Here is a 16,267-nt window from a genome sequence, read left to right as displayed (position 1 = left end):
ACTGTCTAAGCAAATCAAAAATCCGGTTCAGGGATCCTGAACCGGCATGTGAAATTACTCGCTGAGGGCTTTATAAAGCGAAGGCTCGCCCTGTGGACGGGTTTTGAAGCGGCGGTGCAGCCACATATATTGCTCAGGTGCCTGGCGGATTTCGTTTTCCACCACTTTATTCATGTACGCAGCGGCAACCACTTCATCATCGAGCGGGAAGTCAGCCACCTGCGGATGAACAATCATCTCATAGCCTTTTCCCCCGGCAAGACGACGCGGCGTAAACGGAATAATCGCCGGTTTACCCATACGCGCCAGCAGATACGTGCCGGTAGTCGTCGCGGCTTTCTCCACGGCAAAGAACGGCACAAAAACGCTGGCTCGCGGGCCGTAGTCATGGTCTGGCGCGTACCAGATAATGTCGCCCTGTTTCAGGCTGCGGATCATCCCTTTGAGATCTTTGCGATCTAACATCCCTTTATTTGAGCGCATGCGGCCTTTGGTTTGGATCCAGTCCATCAGCTTGTTGTCGTGCGGGCGATAAACGCCGACGCCCGGATTATGAATGCCGAAGATCCGCGCACCCAGTTCCAGCGTAAGGAAATGAACGCCAATCAGCAACACACCTTGTTTATTATCGCGGGCGCGCTGGATATGTTCGAGGCCGCTAACGTTAAACCAGCGCTCGATACGCCAGTCAGGCCAGAACCAGGCCATGCCGGTTTCAAATAATCCCATGCCGACGGATTCGAAATTTTTCACGATCATATCTTCCCGCAGTTCCGTGTGCATGTCGGGGAAACAAAGTTCGATATTGCGCCGTGCGATTTTATAGCGGCGTTTCAGAAAACGCATTGAGAACCGCCCCAGCCCGGTGCCTATGCAGTAAATAAGCGGGTAAGGCAATAATACCAGCGCGTACAATAACCCCAGACCTATCCAGGTAATCCAGTAGCGTGGATGCAATAACGAACGAGTAAAGGTAGGTACCTGAGTCATAGAATCTCTGCGTCAATGGGTCGAAGTAGAAAGTTTATAAGCTCTGTCTAATGCAGCAGCCTGCTACAGGAATATGTCCACATTCCGTTATTTTTTTGTAGCGAAGTGACACAGTGTGACACTTTTTTGGAATGAGGTGAAAACTCACGGCACTAATACCTCATTTTACTTATGGAACGCATGGATCAAAAACAATGTGATTCGTTCGTGAACACCTTTATGTTTTTCCGTTAGTCTCCGAATCAAATATTTGCAGAGAACGCCTTTTTGTCAATGAAACGGGCAGCCCGAGGGCTGCCCGAAATCACGTTTGTGAATTGCCCGGTATTATTCAGGCAGGAATAACCCTTTCACCACGTGGGGTTCGCTGCGCCAGTATTGTTTTGGCGCGCTCACTTTTGCCCCGAGTTTTGCAGCGGCGTGCCACGGCCAGCGAGGGTTGTACAAAATACCGCGTGCCAGGGCGATCATATCCGCCTGTCCGGTGCCGACAATGGCTTCTGCCTGTTCAGGTTCAGTGATCAAACCGACGGCGATGACCGGCATTTTGACGTGCTGTTTAATGCTGTCGGCGAAAGGCACCTGATAATTTGGCCCCACGGAGATTTTCTGGTGCTGACTCAGGCCGCCGCTGGAGACATGAATGTAGCTGCAACCCAGCTTATCCAGTGCTTTGGCAAGTTCAATGGATTGCGCCAGATCCCAGCCACCGTCTACCCAGTCGGTGGCGGAAATACGCACGCCTACAGGTTTGTCCGCCGGGAAGGCCGCGCGGATTTCCTGGAAGATTTCCAGCAGCAGGCGCATACGGTTTTCCAGCGATCCGCCGTACTGATCGGTGCGCTGGTTGGAAAGCGGAGACAAGAACTGGTGCAGCAGATAACCGTGCGCACCGTGCAGTTCCAGCAGGTCAAAACCGAGGCGGTCAGCACGACACGCGCTATCCACATACGCTTTTTTCAGTTCGCTGATGCGTCCGGGAGAAAGCGCCAGGGGCGCTTCTGTTCCTTCGGCAAAGGCTATCGCCGACGGTGCGACCGTTTGCCAGCCACCGGCGGACTGCGGAATTTGTGCGCCGCCTTTCCATGGTGCGGCGTGAGAGGCTTTGCGTCCTGCGTGGCCGAGCTGCAAACCGAGAGGAATGCTGCTGTTTTCGCGCAGGCCGTTGACGAGATCTTTCAGCGCAGTTTCCGTTTCATCATCCCACAGCCCCAGATCCTGGGCTGAAATGCGCCCGACGGCTTCCACGGCGGTGGCTTCGAGGATCAGCAACCCCGCGCCCGAAAATGACAACTGCCCGAGATGCGCGTGGTGCCAGGACGTCGCTTTTCCGTTGTCGGAGGAATACTGGCACATCGGCGCAATAACAATGCGGTTAGGAAGCGTCAGGCCACCTAAAGAAATCGGTTCAAAAAGCTTACTCATGTTTCCTGCCCCTTAAAAAATCACCGTGGTGGATATACCCGTCATACTTCAAGCTGCTTATGCGTTGGCTGCACCCGCTCACCCCAGTCACTTACTTGAGTAAGCTCCTGGGGATTCACGGCTTTGCCGCCTTCAAGCAACTTGAATTATTTTGGGTATAGATCACAAGTATGGATAACATCTCAGAACAGGTTAGCGTATTTAACAAAAGGGCAAGTTGCACCAGGTGTTTTTCTTGTCATGAATTTGCAACGGAAGATGTCGCAGGTGTTGCTTTAATGTATAATCTTGCCGCTTCAAAAGTAGCTAATGGGTTTTCAATAGTTAACCCCTCTGAAAGACAGGAAAGTACACCATGCCAGTGTTACATAACCGAATTTCTAATGAGGAACTCAGGGCGCGCATGTTGGCTGAAACCGAGCCGCGCACGACAGTTTCGTTTTATAAGTATTTCCAGCTCGAAGATCCGAAAGCCTTTCGCGATGCCCTGTATATCAGCCTGACACGCCTGAATGTGTTTGGCCGTATTTACGTGGCAAAAGAAGGGATTAACGCGCAAATTAGCGTCCCGCAGAGCCAGTATGACGCCTTCAAAACCGAGCTGTTTTCCAGCCATCCGGCGCTGGATAACATCCGCCTGAACGTTGCGCTGGAGGATGACGGTAAATCCTTCTGGGTTCTGCGTCTGAAAGTGCGTGACCGCATTGTGGCGGACGGTATCGATGATGAATCGTTTGATCCGTCGAACATCGGCGAGTACCTGAAAGCCGAGCAGGTCAACGCCATGATTGATGACCCGGATACGTTGTTTGTCGATATGCGCAACCACTACGAATACGAAGTGGGACATTTCGATAAAGCGATTGAAGTGCCGTCTGATACTTTCCGCGACCAACTGCCGATGGCCGTTGATATGCTCAAAGAAGATAAAGACAAGAAAATCGTCATGTATTGCACCGGCGGTATTCGCTGTGAAAAAGCCAGCGCCTACATGCTGCATAATGGTTTTAAAAACGTGTATCACGTTGAAGGCGGTATTATCGAATATGCGCGCCGTGCGAAAGAGCAGGGTTTACCGGTTAAATTTAAAGGCAAAAACTTTGTCTTTGATGAACGTATGGGCGAACGTATTTCTGACGATGTGATCGCGCATTGCCATCAGTGTGGCGCGGCGTGTGATAACCACACTAACTGCAAAAATGACGGCTGCCATCTGCTGTTCATTCAGTGCCCGACCTGTGCGGCGAAGTTCGACGGTTGTTGCAGCGAAATCTGTATGACTGAGCTGAAATTGCCTGTTGAAGAACAACGTGCGCTGCGTGCTGGACGTGAAAACGGGATTAAGATTTTCAACAAGTCCAAAGGGCTTTTGCAAACCACCATGCAAATTCCGGCACCGGAAAACGACTGAACCTCTGATCAGACGTAAAAAAGGCCCCGACGGTTATTTCCGTCAGGGCCTTTTGTTTTGGCGATGCGGATTACTTTTCCTGCACACCTTCCACCGAAATGATCAGCTCGACATCCTGCGATGCAGGCCCGAGATCGGTGGTGATCCCGTAATCCTTCAGCGCAATTGTGCCTGCAGCCTCAAACCCGGCGCGATAGCCGCCCCATGGATCCTTACCCTGACCCAATAACTTCGCCTGCAAGGTTAATGGCTTGGTCACGCCATTCAGGGTGAAATCACCGGTTACGGCCAGGTTATCGCCCTCTTTTTTCACCGATGTGGATTTAAATGTGGCCTGCGGATGCTTGCTCACATTCAGGAATTCAGCGCTGCGCAGATGTTTGTCACGCTCGGCATGGTTAGTGAATACGCTGGTGGTATTGATGGTCACGTTGACTTTATCCGCAGTTGGGTCTTTCTCATCGAACGTAAAGCCTCCGTCAAAATCGTTAAAGCTGCCGTAAAGCCAGCTGTAGCCCAGATGTTTGATACGGAACTCAATAAACGCGTGCTGTCCTTCTTTGTCGATTTTGTAATTCGCGGCGCTTGCCGTGCCCGCGGCCAGTAACAGGGACGCCAGTGTCAGGCTCAGCGTGGTTTTTTTCAGCATGGTTATTCTCCATTTATCCATTAAGTGAATCGCAAGGTGAAACAGTTCAGCGCCCCAGCATGCGGGTCAGCGTGCTGTCGCGGTCGATGAAATGATGTTTGAGTGCGGCCAGCGCGTGGAACGCAGAGATAATCACAATTCCCCACGCCATCCACAGATGCACGGTACCGGCGATATCGGCTTGTTGCTCCAGCCCGAACAGCATGGCCGGAATGTCAAACCAGCCGAAAATGCTGACCGGCTGCCCTTCGGCGGTGGAAATGAGATAGCCGCTGAGCAGGATCCCAAACAGGCCAGCAAAGAGCAGAACATGCGCAAGCCACGCGCCGAGGCGGGTTTTGGCACTGTAACTGTCCAGAGGTTTTGGGGGGGCGAAATAAAGCGCCAGGCCAGCCGGAATACCATGACGGCGAAAACCAGCACGCCGATACTTTTATGTATTTCCGGCGCGCGGTGATACCAGGTGTCGTAGTAGCCCAGTCCGACCATCCACAATCCCAGCGCAAAAAGACCATAAACGGCCAGTGCAACAATCCAGTGGATCAGAATAGAAATATTTCCAAAACGCAAAGGCGTATTTTTCCAAAACATAATTTGGTTGCTCATCGTGACAGTTATTTTTGGAAAATAAACATTTTGAAACATTCTGGCAAACTATTATTTTCAAAAGAGTCGAATAATTTAACTTATTCATTATTTTTGAACTTATTTTGATGATCTTGTTCAGTGTGTTCGTTTAAAATTAAGATGAATGTATATTGTGGTCGTAAAGCCAGTCTGGATAAGGGTTTGTCAGGTTTTGTCATTGACGGTAAAGATTACTGTGTTACTAAAAATTTGAGTAAAAAAATTAATTTCACCCGTGACTGTTATTTTTCAATGTTTATTGAAATGAATAGTTTTATCTATTTTTCAGGATGGGTCTGTTTTTGCTATTAATTCTAAATATTCCTTAAATATAACGTAAAGAAATTGCGGGATATTACTTCAGCTGACCGGGATCAGTTTATTGAAAGTCATGATCTCTATAATCTCCGAAAATTCTGATTAGGAATTTTTTTATCAACTGAAACGGATGTTAGCCGGTGCGTGCACTTTCCTGACTTATCAGAACCGGTATCCGACCTGAAATGGAGAGTGACACTATGTTTCCTGCAATGTACCGTCATGCAGTTTTATCCCCGCTGCTGACCCTGTTTTTATTCCTTCCTGTTGCCGCGATTGCGCAGCCTGTTCCGACAGTCACCACGTCGGCTATTACGACGCAAACCGATGGCGTCAGCCGGACTTATCTTGGTCGCCTGGAGGCGGTTCAGGCGGTCAATGTTGTCAGCCGCACGGAAGGTTTTATTTCCAAACGGGCTTTTCAGGAAGGTCAGCTGGTGAAAGAAGGGGATGTCCTTTATGAAATCGACCCGGCGTTGCATCACTCTGCGGTGGCGCAGGCCAAAGCACAGCTCGACAGCGTGAACGCCACCGCGCGACATACGCAGACGCATCTGAACCGCATCCAGCGTCTGGGCGACGCGCGGACGGTCAGCCAGTCTGATGTCGATACCGCACTCGCTGCGCGCGATACGGCCAGAGCCGCAGTGGCGCAGGCGCAGGCCGCGCTCAAAACACAGGAATTACAACTGAGCTTTACCCGCATTACAGCGCCCATTTCCGGGCGGATTGGCGTGAGCCATTTTCACACCGGCAGCCTGGTCAATCCGGCCAGCGGCGTGCTGACCGAAATTGTTCAGCTCGATCCGGTTCGGGTGGTGATCTCGGTGAATGAACGCGATGTACTCAGCGCCAGCCACAGCAGCGGTTCACTCGGGGATGCTTTTTCGGCTGAAAACATGACGCTTTCCCTGCGTTTATCGGATGGTTCGCCGTACCTGAAAACGCCGAAATTTGAATCCTTAGGAAACCGCATTGATACGCAAACAGGCACGCTGCCTGTCAGGCTGACCGTAGCCAATCCGGATCATCGTTTACTGCCCGGCGGAACCGTCAATGTGCTGGCCGCGCCGCGTTCCGGGCAAAAAAGTCCGGTTCTGCCTGCGGCGGCTTTACAGCAGGATGCCTCCGGCCACTTTGTTCTGCTGGTAAATGCGAAACAGCAAATTGAGAAACGCCCGGTCCGGTTGGGCGCGCAGACCGGGCAGGGGTATTTCGTTCTGGATGGTTTGCAGGAAGGGGAAAAAGTGGTCACCGAAGGGCTGCAATGGATCCAGCCAGGGATGAAAGTGAATACGCGGGACGATCCGGCGACGCCGGCAAATAAAGGTTAAGGAATAACGATGCTCGAGCAATTCATAAAAAGACCGCGTTTTGCGGTGGTCATCGCGCTGGTCACGGCGCTGATTGGTGCCGTGGCGCTCAAGGTGATCCCGGTGGAACAATATCCGGACATCACGCCCCCCGTTGTTTCTGTCAGCGCAATTTATCCCGGTGCCAGTGCGCGTGATGTTGCGGAATCCGTTGCTGCCCCGATTGAGGCGCAGGTCAACGGTGTCAGTAATATGTTGTATATGTCGTCGAACAGCGGCAATAACGGCAGTTACTCACTGACCATTACGTTTGCCAGCGGAACGGATCCTGATACGGCGGCGGTGGAGGTACAGAACCGTATTTCTCAGGTCAGTTCACAGCTTCCGCCGGAAGTGCTGAGTACCGGGGTTTCTGTGCGTAAGCAGGCGTCCAATATTTTACTCGGGATCAGCCTGTTATCGCCGAAACACAGCCACGATATGTTGTTTATCAGTAACTTCGCCAGCATTCAGCTGCGTGATGCCTTAGCGCGTATTGATGGCGTCGGGGATGTGAACGTGTTTGGTTCCCGCGACTACAGCATGCGAATCTGGTTAGATCCCCGGAAAATGGAAGCGCTGGATGTCAGCAGCACGGAAATCAGTTCGGCAATCCAGAGTCAGAATGTGCAGGCGGCGGCCGGTCAGGTTGGGGCTTCACCAAGCCCGTCAATGCAGCAACAAACACTGACCATCAGCGGAGCCGGGCGTCTGAGTACGCCGGAAGAATTCGGCAATATTATTGTGCGTAAAAACGCCAGCGGCGGAACGGTGCGTTTGCATGATGTCGCACGGATCGAGCTGGGCGCCCAGGATTATCAGGTCAACGCCACGCTGAATCAGACGCCTTCTGCCTTCCTGTCGGTTTATCCGGCTCCGGGTGCCAATGCGCTGAATGTCGCAAACGCGGTGCGCGCAGAAATGGAACGTCAGGCGAGTTATTTCCCTGATGACCTGACTTACGAAATTAAATTCGATTCCACCCAATTTGTCAGCGCAACGCTGGATGAAATTGCCGTTTCTTTAGCACTGACGTTCATCGTCGTCCTGACGATTGTGTTCCTGTTCCTGCAAAGCCTGCGGGCCACATTCATCGTTGCGTTGACCATTCCGGTCTCTTTGCTGGGCACCTTTGCCGTGCTTTATGTCTTTGGCTATTCGGCCAATACCCTGAGTTTGTTCGCGATCATTCTGGCGCTGACGGTCGTGGTCGATGATGCGATTGTCGTGGTAGAAAATGTCGAGCGGCTGATGGTCGAAGACCCGTCACTCGGGCGTGTGGCCGCAACCCGTCTGGCACTCAAACAAATCGCCGGACCGGTGATTGCCACCACCGTGGTTCTGCTGGCGGTATTTGTACCGATTGCCGTTTTGCCGGGCATTACCGGCGCGCTTTACCGCCAGTTTGCCGTGACGCTTTCTGCGGCTGTAGTGCTTTCCAGTATTAACGCATTAACCCTGACGCCGGCGCTGTGCGCGACTTTACTCAAAGCCCGTCCTGAAAAACCTGTGCGTTTTTTCCAGATCTTTAATGGCGGGCTGGACAGCGTGCGTGATGCCTATGTAAAAGCCGCGCGGGGGATCAGCAAAAATGTGCTGACCAGTGTGGTGAGCGTGATGGTTATCGCCGGTTTGTGTGTGTGGGGTTACAGCAGTTTGCCGAAATCCTTCCTGCCGGATGAAGATCAGGGCTATTTCTTCGTCAATGTGCAGTTGCCGGACGGCGCGTCGCTTAACCGTACCGATGTCGTTCTCGGGCAGATGAAGAGGATTCTCGGAAAAGACGATGCGGTAGAAGATGTCATTGCCATCAGCGGATTTAGTCTGCTCAGTGGCGGGAGCTCACCGAATGCTGCTTTTGGTATTGTTCTGCTGAAACCCTGGGGTGAGCGCAGCAGCGTGGATCAGGTGATCGGACGCTTACAACCGGCGATGGCGGGCATTCCTGCTGCGATGATTATGGCCATAAACCCGCCAGCCATTTCCGGGCTGGGTACGGCTTCCGGGCTGGATTTGCGCTTACAGGCGTTACGTGGACAATCACCGCAGGAACTGGCGGCGACCGGACAGGCGCTGATTCTGGCGGCCAATCAGGATCCGCAGCTGACCCGTGTCTTTACGACGTTCAGTGCGTCTGTTCCTGAAATTGCACTGAGCGTAGATCGCGATCGCGCCGCGCAATTGCAGGTTCCGGTCAGCCGGATCTTTGGCACTTTGCAGACGTCGCTGGGCGGGATTAACGTCAGTGATTTCATTATCAACAACCGTTTGTTTAACGTGCAGATGCAAAATGAGATGGAAGACCGCCAGCGTGCGGATCAAATCTCGACGCTGACTGTACGCAGCGATAACGGTTCGCTGGTCAGTCTGGGGAAAATGGTCAGCCTGACGCCGTCCTTAGGCGCGCCGTTTATTACGCAATATAACCAGTTTCCCTCGCTGGCGATCAGCGGTACCGCCGCACCGGGCTTCAGCTCCGGTGAGGCGATGGAACAAATGGAACATATCCTGAGCGAAAAACTGCCAGCCGGTTATGGTTATCAGTGGACCGGCATGTCGTTACAGGAAATCCAGGCGGGTGGTCAGGCTGTCCTGATTTATGCCGCAGCGCTGCTTTTTGCCTATCTGTTCCTTGTCGCGCAATATGAAAGCTGGAGCATACCTCTGGTGGTGATGATTTCAGTGATTTTTGCGGTGTTTGGTGCCATTGGCGGCCTGCATCTGGCCGGACTCAGTAACGACGTATATGCTCAGATTGGTATGGTGTTGTTAATCGGTCTGGCAGCGAAAAATGCCATCCTGATTGTCGAGTTTTCGAAAGCCAGAAGAGAAGAGGGCGCATCCATCCGTGAAGCGGCGCAGGATGGGGCGAAGCAACGTTTCCGTGCCGTCATGATGACCGCGATCTCATTCATTCTGGGGGTTTTGCCGCTGGTTCTGGCGACGGGGGCTGGCGCGATGAGCCGGCATATTATCGGTGTCACGGTATTTAGCGGAATGTTGTTGTCCACAACCGTGGGGATCCTCTTCATTCCGTCACTGTATGTGCATATACAGCGTTTGCGGGAATGGGTGAAATCGCGTTAAAAAACCGGTCCGCATCAGGAGGAGAATTTGCGTAAAAAGATCGTGACGACTCAGGGACTGAAAATCGTCGTAATGATGGCGATGCTGGTGGTGATTTTCGCGGGGATAAAATCTGCGTCGGACATCATCGTGCCGTTCATTCTGGCGCTGTTTTTAGCCTTTGTTTTGAATCCTCTGATTGTTCTGCTGGGAAAATGCCGGGTGCCGCGTGCACTCGCTGTTTTGCTGGTGGCAACAGTGGTGATTTGTCTGATGGTTTTCCTGACCACCAAATTGCTGGTCACGCTCAATGAATTTGCCCGCACGTTACCGCAATATCGGGGGCTGATTGTTGAGAAACTGAGTTATCTCGAGGCGTTATCCGGCCAAAACGACCTGAGGTTATCCCCGGAACAACTCGCCAGTTATATCGATCCGGCGGCGACGTTAAATCTGGTCAGTAAGTTAATCAGTTATTTATCCAATGCGATGGCGGGCTTGTTTCTGTTACTGATGATGGTGGCTTTTATGCTGCTTGAAGTGCCGCAACTGCCGTATAAAATTGAACAAATGTCGGATGAACCGGGAAAGGGAATGGCAAATGTGCAGCGTGCGCTCGACAGCGTGACGCGCTATCTGGTGATCAAAACGCTGATCAGCGTGGTTACCGGGCTGGCGGTTTGGGCGCTGCTGGCGGCGACTGGGATCCGGTTTGCATTCCTGTGGGGAATGCTGGCGTTTGCGCTGAACTACATCCCGAATATGGGTTCTTTTCTGGCGGCAATCCCTCCGGTTATTCAGGCATTTTTGTTCAACGGTTTCAGTGAAGGGATCATTGTGGCAGGCGGGTATGTTCTGATTAATCTTGTGTTTGGCAGTATTATCGATCCCAAAATTCTGGGGCGCGGGCTGGGGTTATCGACGCTGGTGGTGTTTATGTCCCTGATTTTTTGGGGATGGCTGATGGGGCCGGTGGGAATGCTACTCTCCGTGCCATTGACGATTGTATTGAGAATAGCGCTGGAACCAACCGCTGCCGGGCACAAGATTGCCGTGGTGTTAGGCGATGGAACCGCAGAAAATCGCTAAACCTTATTTTTCTCTTCGATGCGTACTGCATGCGTTTCAATGCTTTGTAAAGAGGCCATCAGTTGCTGGCGTGCGCGTAAATCCAGCCCGTCAAACAACGGGTCGATAGCATCCTGCTTCGGTTTTTTAACCTGCTCTAATGCCTGTTTCCCGGCTTCGGTTAATTCAAGTAATTGCGAACGGCGGTCTGTCGGATGACGTTTACGAACCAGCAAACCATCTCTGTCCATAGCATCAATCGCATCGGTGATGGTCCGGGGGGATTGCTGGAGCACCAGAGCCAGCTCCGCCGGGCGGCAGGTTCCTTCATGTGCAATCGCCGTCAGTAATTTTCCGCGTGCCAGAGAAAGGCCCTGTGCAGACATTGCGGCGTCCACTTGTTTACGCATCAGACGGATTACAGAAAGCAGAGTTTCTGTAATTTCTGTTGGAGTGACATCTTCAGATGCGGTGCGTTTCATTTTATGAGGCTGCTCAAGATAAGGCTGCTAATTTTAAACTTATTGTATGCCTCTGCCAGCAGAGTGCAACCGGGTAATGAACCGGTGCCGGAAAACGTGAAACACAACGGAAAGCAGGATGGCGGGAATATAAAAATGCCCTGATTGTTCAGGGCATTATGAAAACGTTTAGCTGTGTGCTTTGTAAATCATTAACAGATCGTCTTTAATCTGACGGCTAATGGGCGGCGCGGAAACATCGTCAATTGGCCAGAACAAATATTTTATCAGGTTGTAAATAAAACAAAATTCCAGCCGGTCCCTGACTTTTATTTTCTGCGCCAGATGACGCTTATGAACATAAACAGTACGGCTGCTGATATTTAATTTTCGGGCAATCCGGTAGTTCGGCATTTCCGACATCCAGTATCCCATCACCAGAATTTCCTGATCGCTGAACAATGTTCTTGGTATGCCGAAGTTATTCTCTGGCATGAAGGATTCTGGATCAGCGGCAATCTCTTGTAATAATTGTGTCAGTGACTGCTTATTGAGAACGAAAACTTCTCTGGTGATCGCAATAGGTTCATCGCAGTTAGGATAATTCGCATCAACATAACAGTATATCCGGGCGGTATGGCGAAATTCAAAGAAGGCCTTCAATTCCAATGATAATTCAGCGTTATGACAGTGCTGCGTCATATTCACAAGAATAACGTCTGGCTGAAATTCTGTCAGTGAAGTAAGTGCCTGCGAAATATTCACAGTATCAATAATATCGAGATTATTATTCTCAACAAGATAAGAAAAAATTCCTAAGCGGGTAAAGCCACAGGGTTCAATAATAGAGATTTTCATTCGACGTCCTTGTTCAAGCGTATCATTTACGCATTGGAAACCACTCCTGTGATTTCTGCGTGTAGCATAGGTTTTTTTCTATAATGCTGTCAATTCGGAAATACCGGTCTATTGATCTTGTTCAACGTGAAACTTAAAAATGTCTCCTCTGGAAATAAAATGACAACCGTCGAAAGAATATTAACGACGGTTGAAACATCTTTACATTATTTCAACCTGGAAAGGGAAAAAGGCCGGAGTTCGAAAGGAATAGGATGATTGTTAGCGAAATGCGTCACTATTTCACCTAATACGCTGGCAAATTTAAATCCATGACCGCTCAAGCCCGAAATGACCAGCGTATTGTCTCTGCCTGGCAATGTGTCGATAATAAAATCTTCATCGGTAGTCATGTCGTAAGTACATGACGCACCGCGTAAATTCACCCCGACACCCGGCAAGAAGTGGCGGAAAAAGTTGAATGATTCGGTACCGTCCTGGCTGAATCCGCCGAAAGGTTTGCGTTCATGAGGCTCTGTGATCCACTGACCACCATTATGTTTTCCGAGCTTTAAGGCATCTTTTACGGAAGGAAAACCGTAATACTGGTCACCTTGCTGGGTTTCGAGCGTAAAAGCCGGGAAGTGATTTTCTTCGCTGTAGCGGCCATCGGCATGAAACCACGCAAAAACTTTACGCATAGGTTTTACAGGCAGTTCCGGGAGAATTTTGGTTACCCACGTGCCCGCCGTCACGGCCAGTTTTTTGCCACGGTAAACGCCATCAATCGTGGAGACTTCAACACCGCCGTCAACCCAACGGATATCGTCTGCAGGGCAGTTAAACAATTGCGCGCAGCCCGCTTCACGTGCGAGGCGGATATAGGCGCTGATAGCCATCTCGCTTTGCAGATAACCTGACTCAGGTTCGAAAACGCCACAGTAGCCATCAGGCAAAGTGAACAACGGCCATTTCTCGCGGATTTCAGCCGCACTGAGAGATTGCGTATTCAGGTTGTAGGTTTCGGCGCTGTTTTTCACATTGCCGATAAATTCAGAGCCTTCAGGGCCAATATTCAGCACGCCGCTGCGGTGGAACACTTTCTCGCCGCTCAGTTCCGCCAGTTCATTCCAGAGCGTTTGCGCTCTCAGCAACATAGGAACATAGCGGGCTCCCTCGCCATATGCATGACGCATCAGTCGTGTCTCGCCGTGATGGCTGCCTGCCTGATGAGGAGGCATTGCGCTGTCTATCATCAGCACTTTCAGCCCGGCACGCGTGGCGTAATAGCCTGCTGCCGAGCCGACTGAACCGCTGCCGACGATGATGAGATCATATTCCATAACCAAAGCTCCTCTGCCGAAATTTTTTAACAAATTGACTACGGGCATGATAGTGAGTTTACGGCAGGGAAGGCAAGCGGAGCGGCGGCAAAGAAAAAGGCACCAGGATGAAATCGCTGGTGCCTCAGGCTGACAGGGTAAACTTAGTGTTTTCGGTGATCACTGTATTCGTACTCGTTAGATTCTATCTTTTCGATACCGGCTTCGAGAATGTTGATCAGTTGTCTGGCAACGTCGGTAGTTAACCATAAAGTTCTGTCTACCTGAGCATCCTCGGGCGTCTGGTCTTTAGAAGACAGGTAATGAAGACGTATCATCATGGCGTCATAAGAGTCGACGGTACTGATATCCCAACCAACAAGCGGGTGTGTCTGAATAACTTCATCATTTCTGTCCATATAGACCCCTTATTTTGTAGTGACTGACGTGAGTGACTATCTGAGGATCAATGCGGCTCATTATCAGGTGAGCTATTTCAGTATAAACAGTTAAATCATTTTATGGAGAGGTTTGAGGGGTTTTAATTGTAAATAATTTGTATGATTGTCCGTGAGTGAGAATAATCTGGGGATTAACCTAAATTATTTTTTCTTGTGTGTTTTTCATACAAAAAAGACAACGAAAAAACCGGACTGCGACGCCCGGTGAAATACGCAAATAGCCTTACGGCGGGTTTTAAAAAACCTGATTATTATTAATAAGGTATTGAATAAAATCGCGATCTGAGAAAATTCATGCGGTTACTCATCATTTTGATTTGAAAACCATTCATCAGCGCTTTCCCAGGTTTCCTGGAGAATTTCTTCGATAAGATCACGATCTGTTTTGGCTCCACCCAGCACGGACAGGCTATTTGCACCGGCATAGCGAACCTGAATTTTATTTTCGCGGTCGGAAAATTGTTTGTTAATTCTTTTACTCAATTCACCTGATAAGGCGTCTAAAGCGCCCACAGGCAGAGGCTTGGTTTTATCGATTGTGACTTCAACACGCATATGACCTCCTGAATAGATTTGACTGTATATTTATACAGTCAAATCCTGGTCTGTGCAATACAGAGTTGAAGAGAATCGTATTTTAGTACGACGTCACTTTCCAGTTGAGCGTCTGCCCTGCAAGGAATGGCACAACGCACTCGTCGCCCAACGCAATTTCTTCAGGCTGAGTTACCGGAGTACGTGTCAGTTCGATGAAGTCTTCATTGAGCGGTAAACCATAGAAACGCGGACCATTCAGTGAACAGAAGCCTTCAAAATGCTGAAGTGCGTTCATTTCTTCGAAAACCGTCGCGTAGGCGGAAAGTGCCAGAGGGGCGTTGAAGCAGCCCGCACAACCGCAGCTTGATTCTTTACGGCCTTTGGTGTGTGGCGCGGAATCTGTGCCCAGGAAGAATCGGTCAGCGCCGCTGGCAATCACTTCACGGAGTGCCTGTTGATGAACATTACGCTTGAGGATTGGCAGGCAGAACAGGTGAGGGCGAACACCACCGACCAGCATGTGGTTGCGGTTGAACATCAGATGCTGAGGTGTAATGGTCGCCCCGAGGTATTGATTGCCTGACAGAACATATTGCGCCGCTTCTTTGGTCGTGATGTGTTCGAATACGATTTTTAATTCAGGAAACTGGCGGCGTACCGGCTCCATCACTTCATCAATAAAGCGCGCTTCGCGGTCGAAAATATCCACATCGCTGTGAGTAACTTCACCGTGAATGAGCAAAGGCATGCCGATTTTTTGCATGCGCTCCAGCACCGGATAAATCGCCTTAACATCGGAGACGCCGTGCTGAGAGTTTGTCGTTGCATTAGCTGGATACAGTTTTGCGGCCGTGAAAACACCTTGCTCAAAACCTTGAGAAATTTCATCAGGATCCAGAGAGTCGGTCAGGTAGCAGGTCAGCAAAGGTGTGAAGTTATGCTCTTCCGGCAGTGCAGCCACAATACGATCGCGGTAGGCGATTGCCGCTGCGACAGTCGTCACCGGAGGCGTCAGGTTAGGCATAACAATGGCGCGGCCAAAGACTTCACTGGTGAAAGGCAACACGGTACTGAGCATTTCATCGTCACGAAGGTGAATATGCCAGTCATCTGGGCGGCGGATTTTCAAAACTTGCGGTGTGGCAGTCATCAGGCAAAACTCCGGCATTGAGAGACAAGATATTGGGGATCAGGTGCGGTAATGGGAGCATTAACGGCGGGGAACAAGAATAAGCGTAAAACCGTTGTGTTGCATCTGTTAAATCAAAGTTCGCATTGAAATCAACGTATCGAAAGGTTCATAGTGGGCGTAGATTTTAGTCGAAGTGCTTCCAGGTACTGTCAGGAAGCAAGACAAAAAACAACAGGAGAACCAGTATGGAAATCAGAGTTGTTGCCACAATTGTTGCTAAATCAGAGTTTAAAAAACAGGTAACTGAAGCTTTGCTTGACGTTATTGAACCCAGCCGACAGGAAGTCGGGTGCCTGCAGTATGAACTGCACGGGGATCTCGATAAGGAAGGGACATTTGTGTTTTACGAGCGTTGGGCTTCCGAGGACGCGCTAACACAGCACAACAAGACGGAACACTTCCAGCATTTCGCCCAAAGTCTTGAAGGTAAACTGGATGAGCTCACCATCCGCCGTCTGAAAACCCTGGCCTGAAAACGGCGTAATCAGCCAGTCAATATCATTCAATAATAAAAAACCCGCCGAGGCGGGTTTTTGTTTAAAGCATATTCA

General features: G+C 50.4%; 14 protein-coding genes and 1 pseudogene. 5 read left to right on the top strand and 10 right to left on the bottom strand.

From position 1 onward, the window contains the following. Window positions 1-54 precede the first annotated feature (54 nt). Both ACM5QY_RS19965 and ACM5QY_RS19960 read right to left on the bottom strand, forming a co-directional pair. Entirely contained in the window at window positions 55-990 is a 936-nt protein-coding gene (locus ACM5QY_RS19965; RefSeq protein ID WP_416122370.1) for a Kdo(2)-lipid IV(A) acyltransferase, read from the bottom strand. Window positions 991-1,317: 327 nt separating this feature from the next. Continuing rightward, the gene (locus ACM5QY_RS19960) at window positions 1,318-2,415 is read right to left on the bottom strand and encodes an NADH:flavin oxidoreductase/NADH oxidase (protein ID WP_416122369.1); all 1,098 of its coding nucleotides are present in this window, start codon (window positions 2,413-2,415) and stop codon (window positions 1,318-1,320) included. Between the two features lie 355 nt (window positions 2,416-2,770). On the opposite strand from ACM5QY_RS19960, the gene trhO reads away from it, so the two are divergent. Continuing rightward, window positions 2,771-3,826, top strand: a complete 1,056-nt coding sequence (gene trhO, locus ACM5QY_RS19955; protein ID WP_416122368.1) for an oxygen-dependent tRNA uridine(34) hydroxylase TrhO — start codon at window positions 2,771-2,773, stop codon at window positions 3,824-3,826. 70 nt (window positions 3,827-3,896) lie between these two features. Here trhO and ACM5QY_RS19950 read toward each other — a convergent pair whose 3' ends face one another. Further along, window positions 3,897-4,475 (bottom strand): YceI family protein, encoded by a 579-nt coding sequence (locus ACM5QY_RS19950; protein WP_416122367.1) that lies wholly within the window; start codon window positions 4,473-4,475, stop codon window positions 3,897-3,899. A 46-nt stretch (window positions 4,476-4,521) separates the two neighbouring features. Beyond that, window positions 4,522-5,066, bottom strand: a pseudogene (locus ACM5QY_RS19945) (cytochrome b). 554 nt (window positions 5,067-5,620) lie between these two features. Here ACM5QY_RS19945 and ACM5QY_RS19940 point away from each other — a divergent pair. Genes ACM5QY_RS19940 through ACM5QY_RS19930 form a run of 3 tightly spaced genes read left to right on the top strand, consistent with a single transcriptional unit; the run spans window position 5,621 to window position 10,927 of the window. After that, window positions 5,621-6,754 carry an efflux RND transporter periplasmic adaptor subunit gene (locus ACM5QY_RS19940; RefSeq protein WP_416122366.1) on the top strand — a complete coding sequence of 378 codons (1,134 nt, stop codon included), beginning with the start codon at window positions 5,621-5,623 and terminating at the stop codon, window positions 6,752-6,754. Between the two features lie 9 nt (window positions 6,755-6,763). Next, a complete protein-coding gene (locus ACM5QY_RS19935; RefSeq protein ID WP_416122365.1) occupies window positions 6,764-9,859 on the top strand; it encodes an efflux RND transporter permease subunit in 3,096 nt (1,031 codons plus the stop codon). Window positions 9,860-9,886: 27 nt separating this feature from the next. Next, entirely contained in the window at window positions 9,887-10,927 is a 1,041-nt protein-coding gene (locus ACM5QY_RS19930) for an AI-2E family transporter (RefSeq protein WP_416122364.1), read from the top strand. Here the strand turns inward: ACM5QY_RS19930 and ACM5QY_RS19925 are convergent. The 6 genes from ACM5QY_RS19925 to pyrC form a co-directional block, all read right to left on the bottom strand. Then, entirely contained in the window at window positions 10,924-11,388 is a 465-nt protein-coding gene (locus tag ACM5QY_RS19925) for a MarR family winged helix-turn-helix transcriptional regulator (protein ID WP_416122363.1), read from the bottom strand. The genes ACM5QY_RS19930 and ACM5QY_RS19925 overlap by 4 nt on opposite strands. A gap of 168 nt (window positions 11,389-11,556) precedes the next feature. After that, window positions 11,557-12,225 carry a LuxR C-terminal-related transcriptional regulator gene (locus ACM5QY_RS19920; protein ID WP_416122362.1) on the bottom strand — a complete coding sequence of 223 codons (669 nt, stop codon included), beginning with the start codon at window positions 12,223-12,225 and terminating at the stop codon, window positions 11,557-11,559. Between the two features lie 206 nt (window positions 12,226-12,431). After that, window positions 12,432-13,547, bottom strand: a complete 1,116-nt coding sequence (gene solA, locus ACM5QY_RS19915; protein ID WP_416122361.1) for an N-methyl-L-tryptophan oxidase — start codon at window positions 13,545-13,547, stop codon at window positions 12,432-12,434. Between the two features lie 143 nt (window positions 13,548-13,690). After that, window positions 13,691-13,945 (bottom strand): biofilm formation regulator BssS, encoded by a 255-nt coding sequence (gene bssS, locus ACM5QY_RS19910; protein WP_013576258.1) that lies wholly within the window; start codon window positions 13,943-13,945, stop codon window positions 13,691-13,693. A 342-nt stretch (window positions 13,946-14,287) separates the two neighbouring features. Then, complete coding sequence (gene dinI, locus ACM5QY_RS19905) at window positions 14,288-14,542, bottom strand: DNA damage-inducible protein I (protein WP_416122360.1); 255 nt, start codon at window positions 14,540-14,542, stop codon at window positions 14,288-14,290. Between the two features lie 82 nt (window positions 14,543-14,624). After that, window positions 14,625-15,674: a dihydroorotase gene (gene pyrC, locus ACM5QY_RS19900; RefSeq protein ID WP_416122359.1), complete on the bottom strand. Its 1,050-nt coding sequence runs from the start codon at window positions 15,672-15,674 to the stop codon at window positions 14,625-14,627. Between the two features lie 227 nt (window positions 15,675-15,901). On the opposite strand from pyrC, the gene ACM5QY_RS19895 reads away from it, so the two are divergent. Beyond that, window positions 15,902-16,189, top strand: a complete 288-nt coding sequence (locus ACM5QY_RS19895) for a putative quinol monooxygenase (RefSeq protein WP_416122358.1) — start codon at window positions 15,902-15,904, stop codon at window positions 16,187-16,189. Window positions 16,190-16,267 lie beyond the last annotated feature (78 nt).

This window comes from Rahnella sp. PCH160, assembly GCF_047784855.1.
Classification (GTDB): Bacteria; Pseudomonadota; Gammaproteobacteria; order Enterobacterales; family Enterobacteriaceae; genus Rahnella.
Note: the sequence above shows the minus strand (reverse complement) of the source record. Positions and strands in the feature narration are given on the sequence as shown.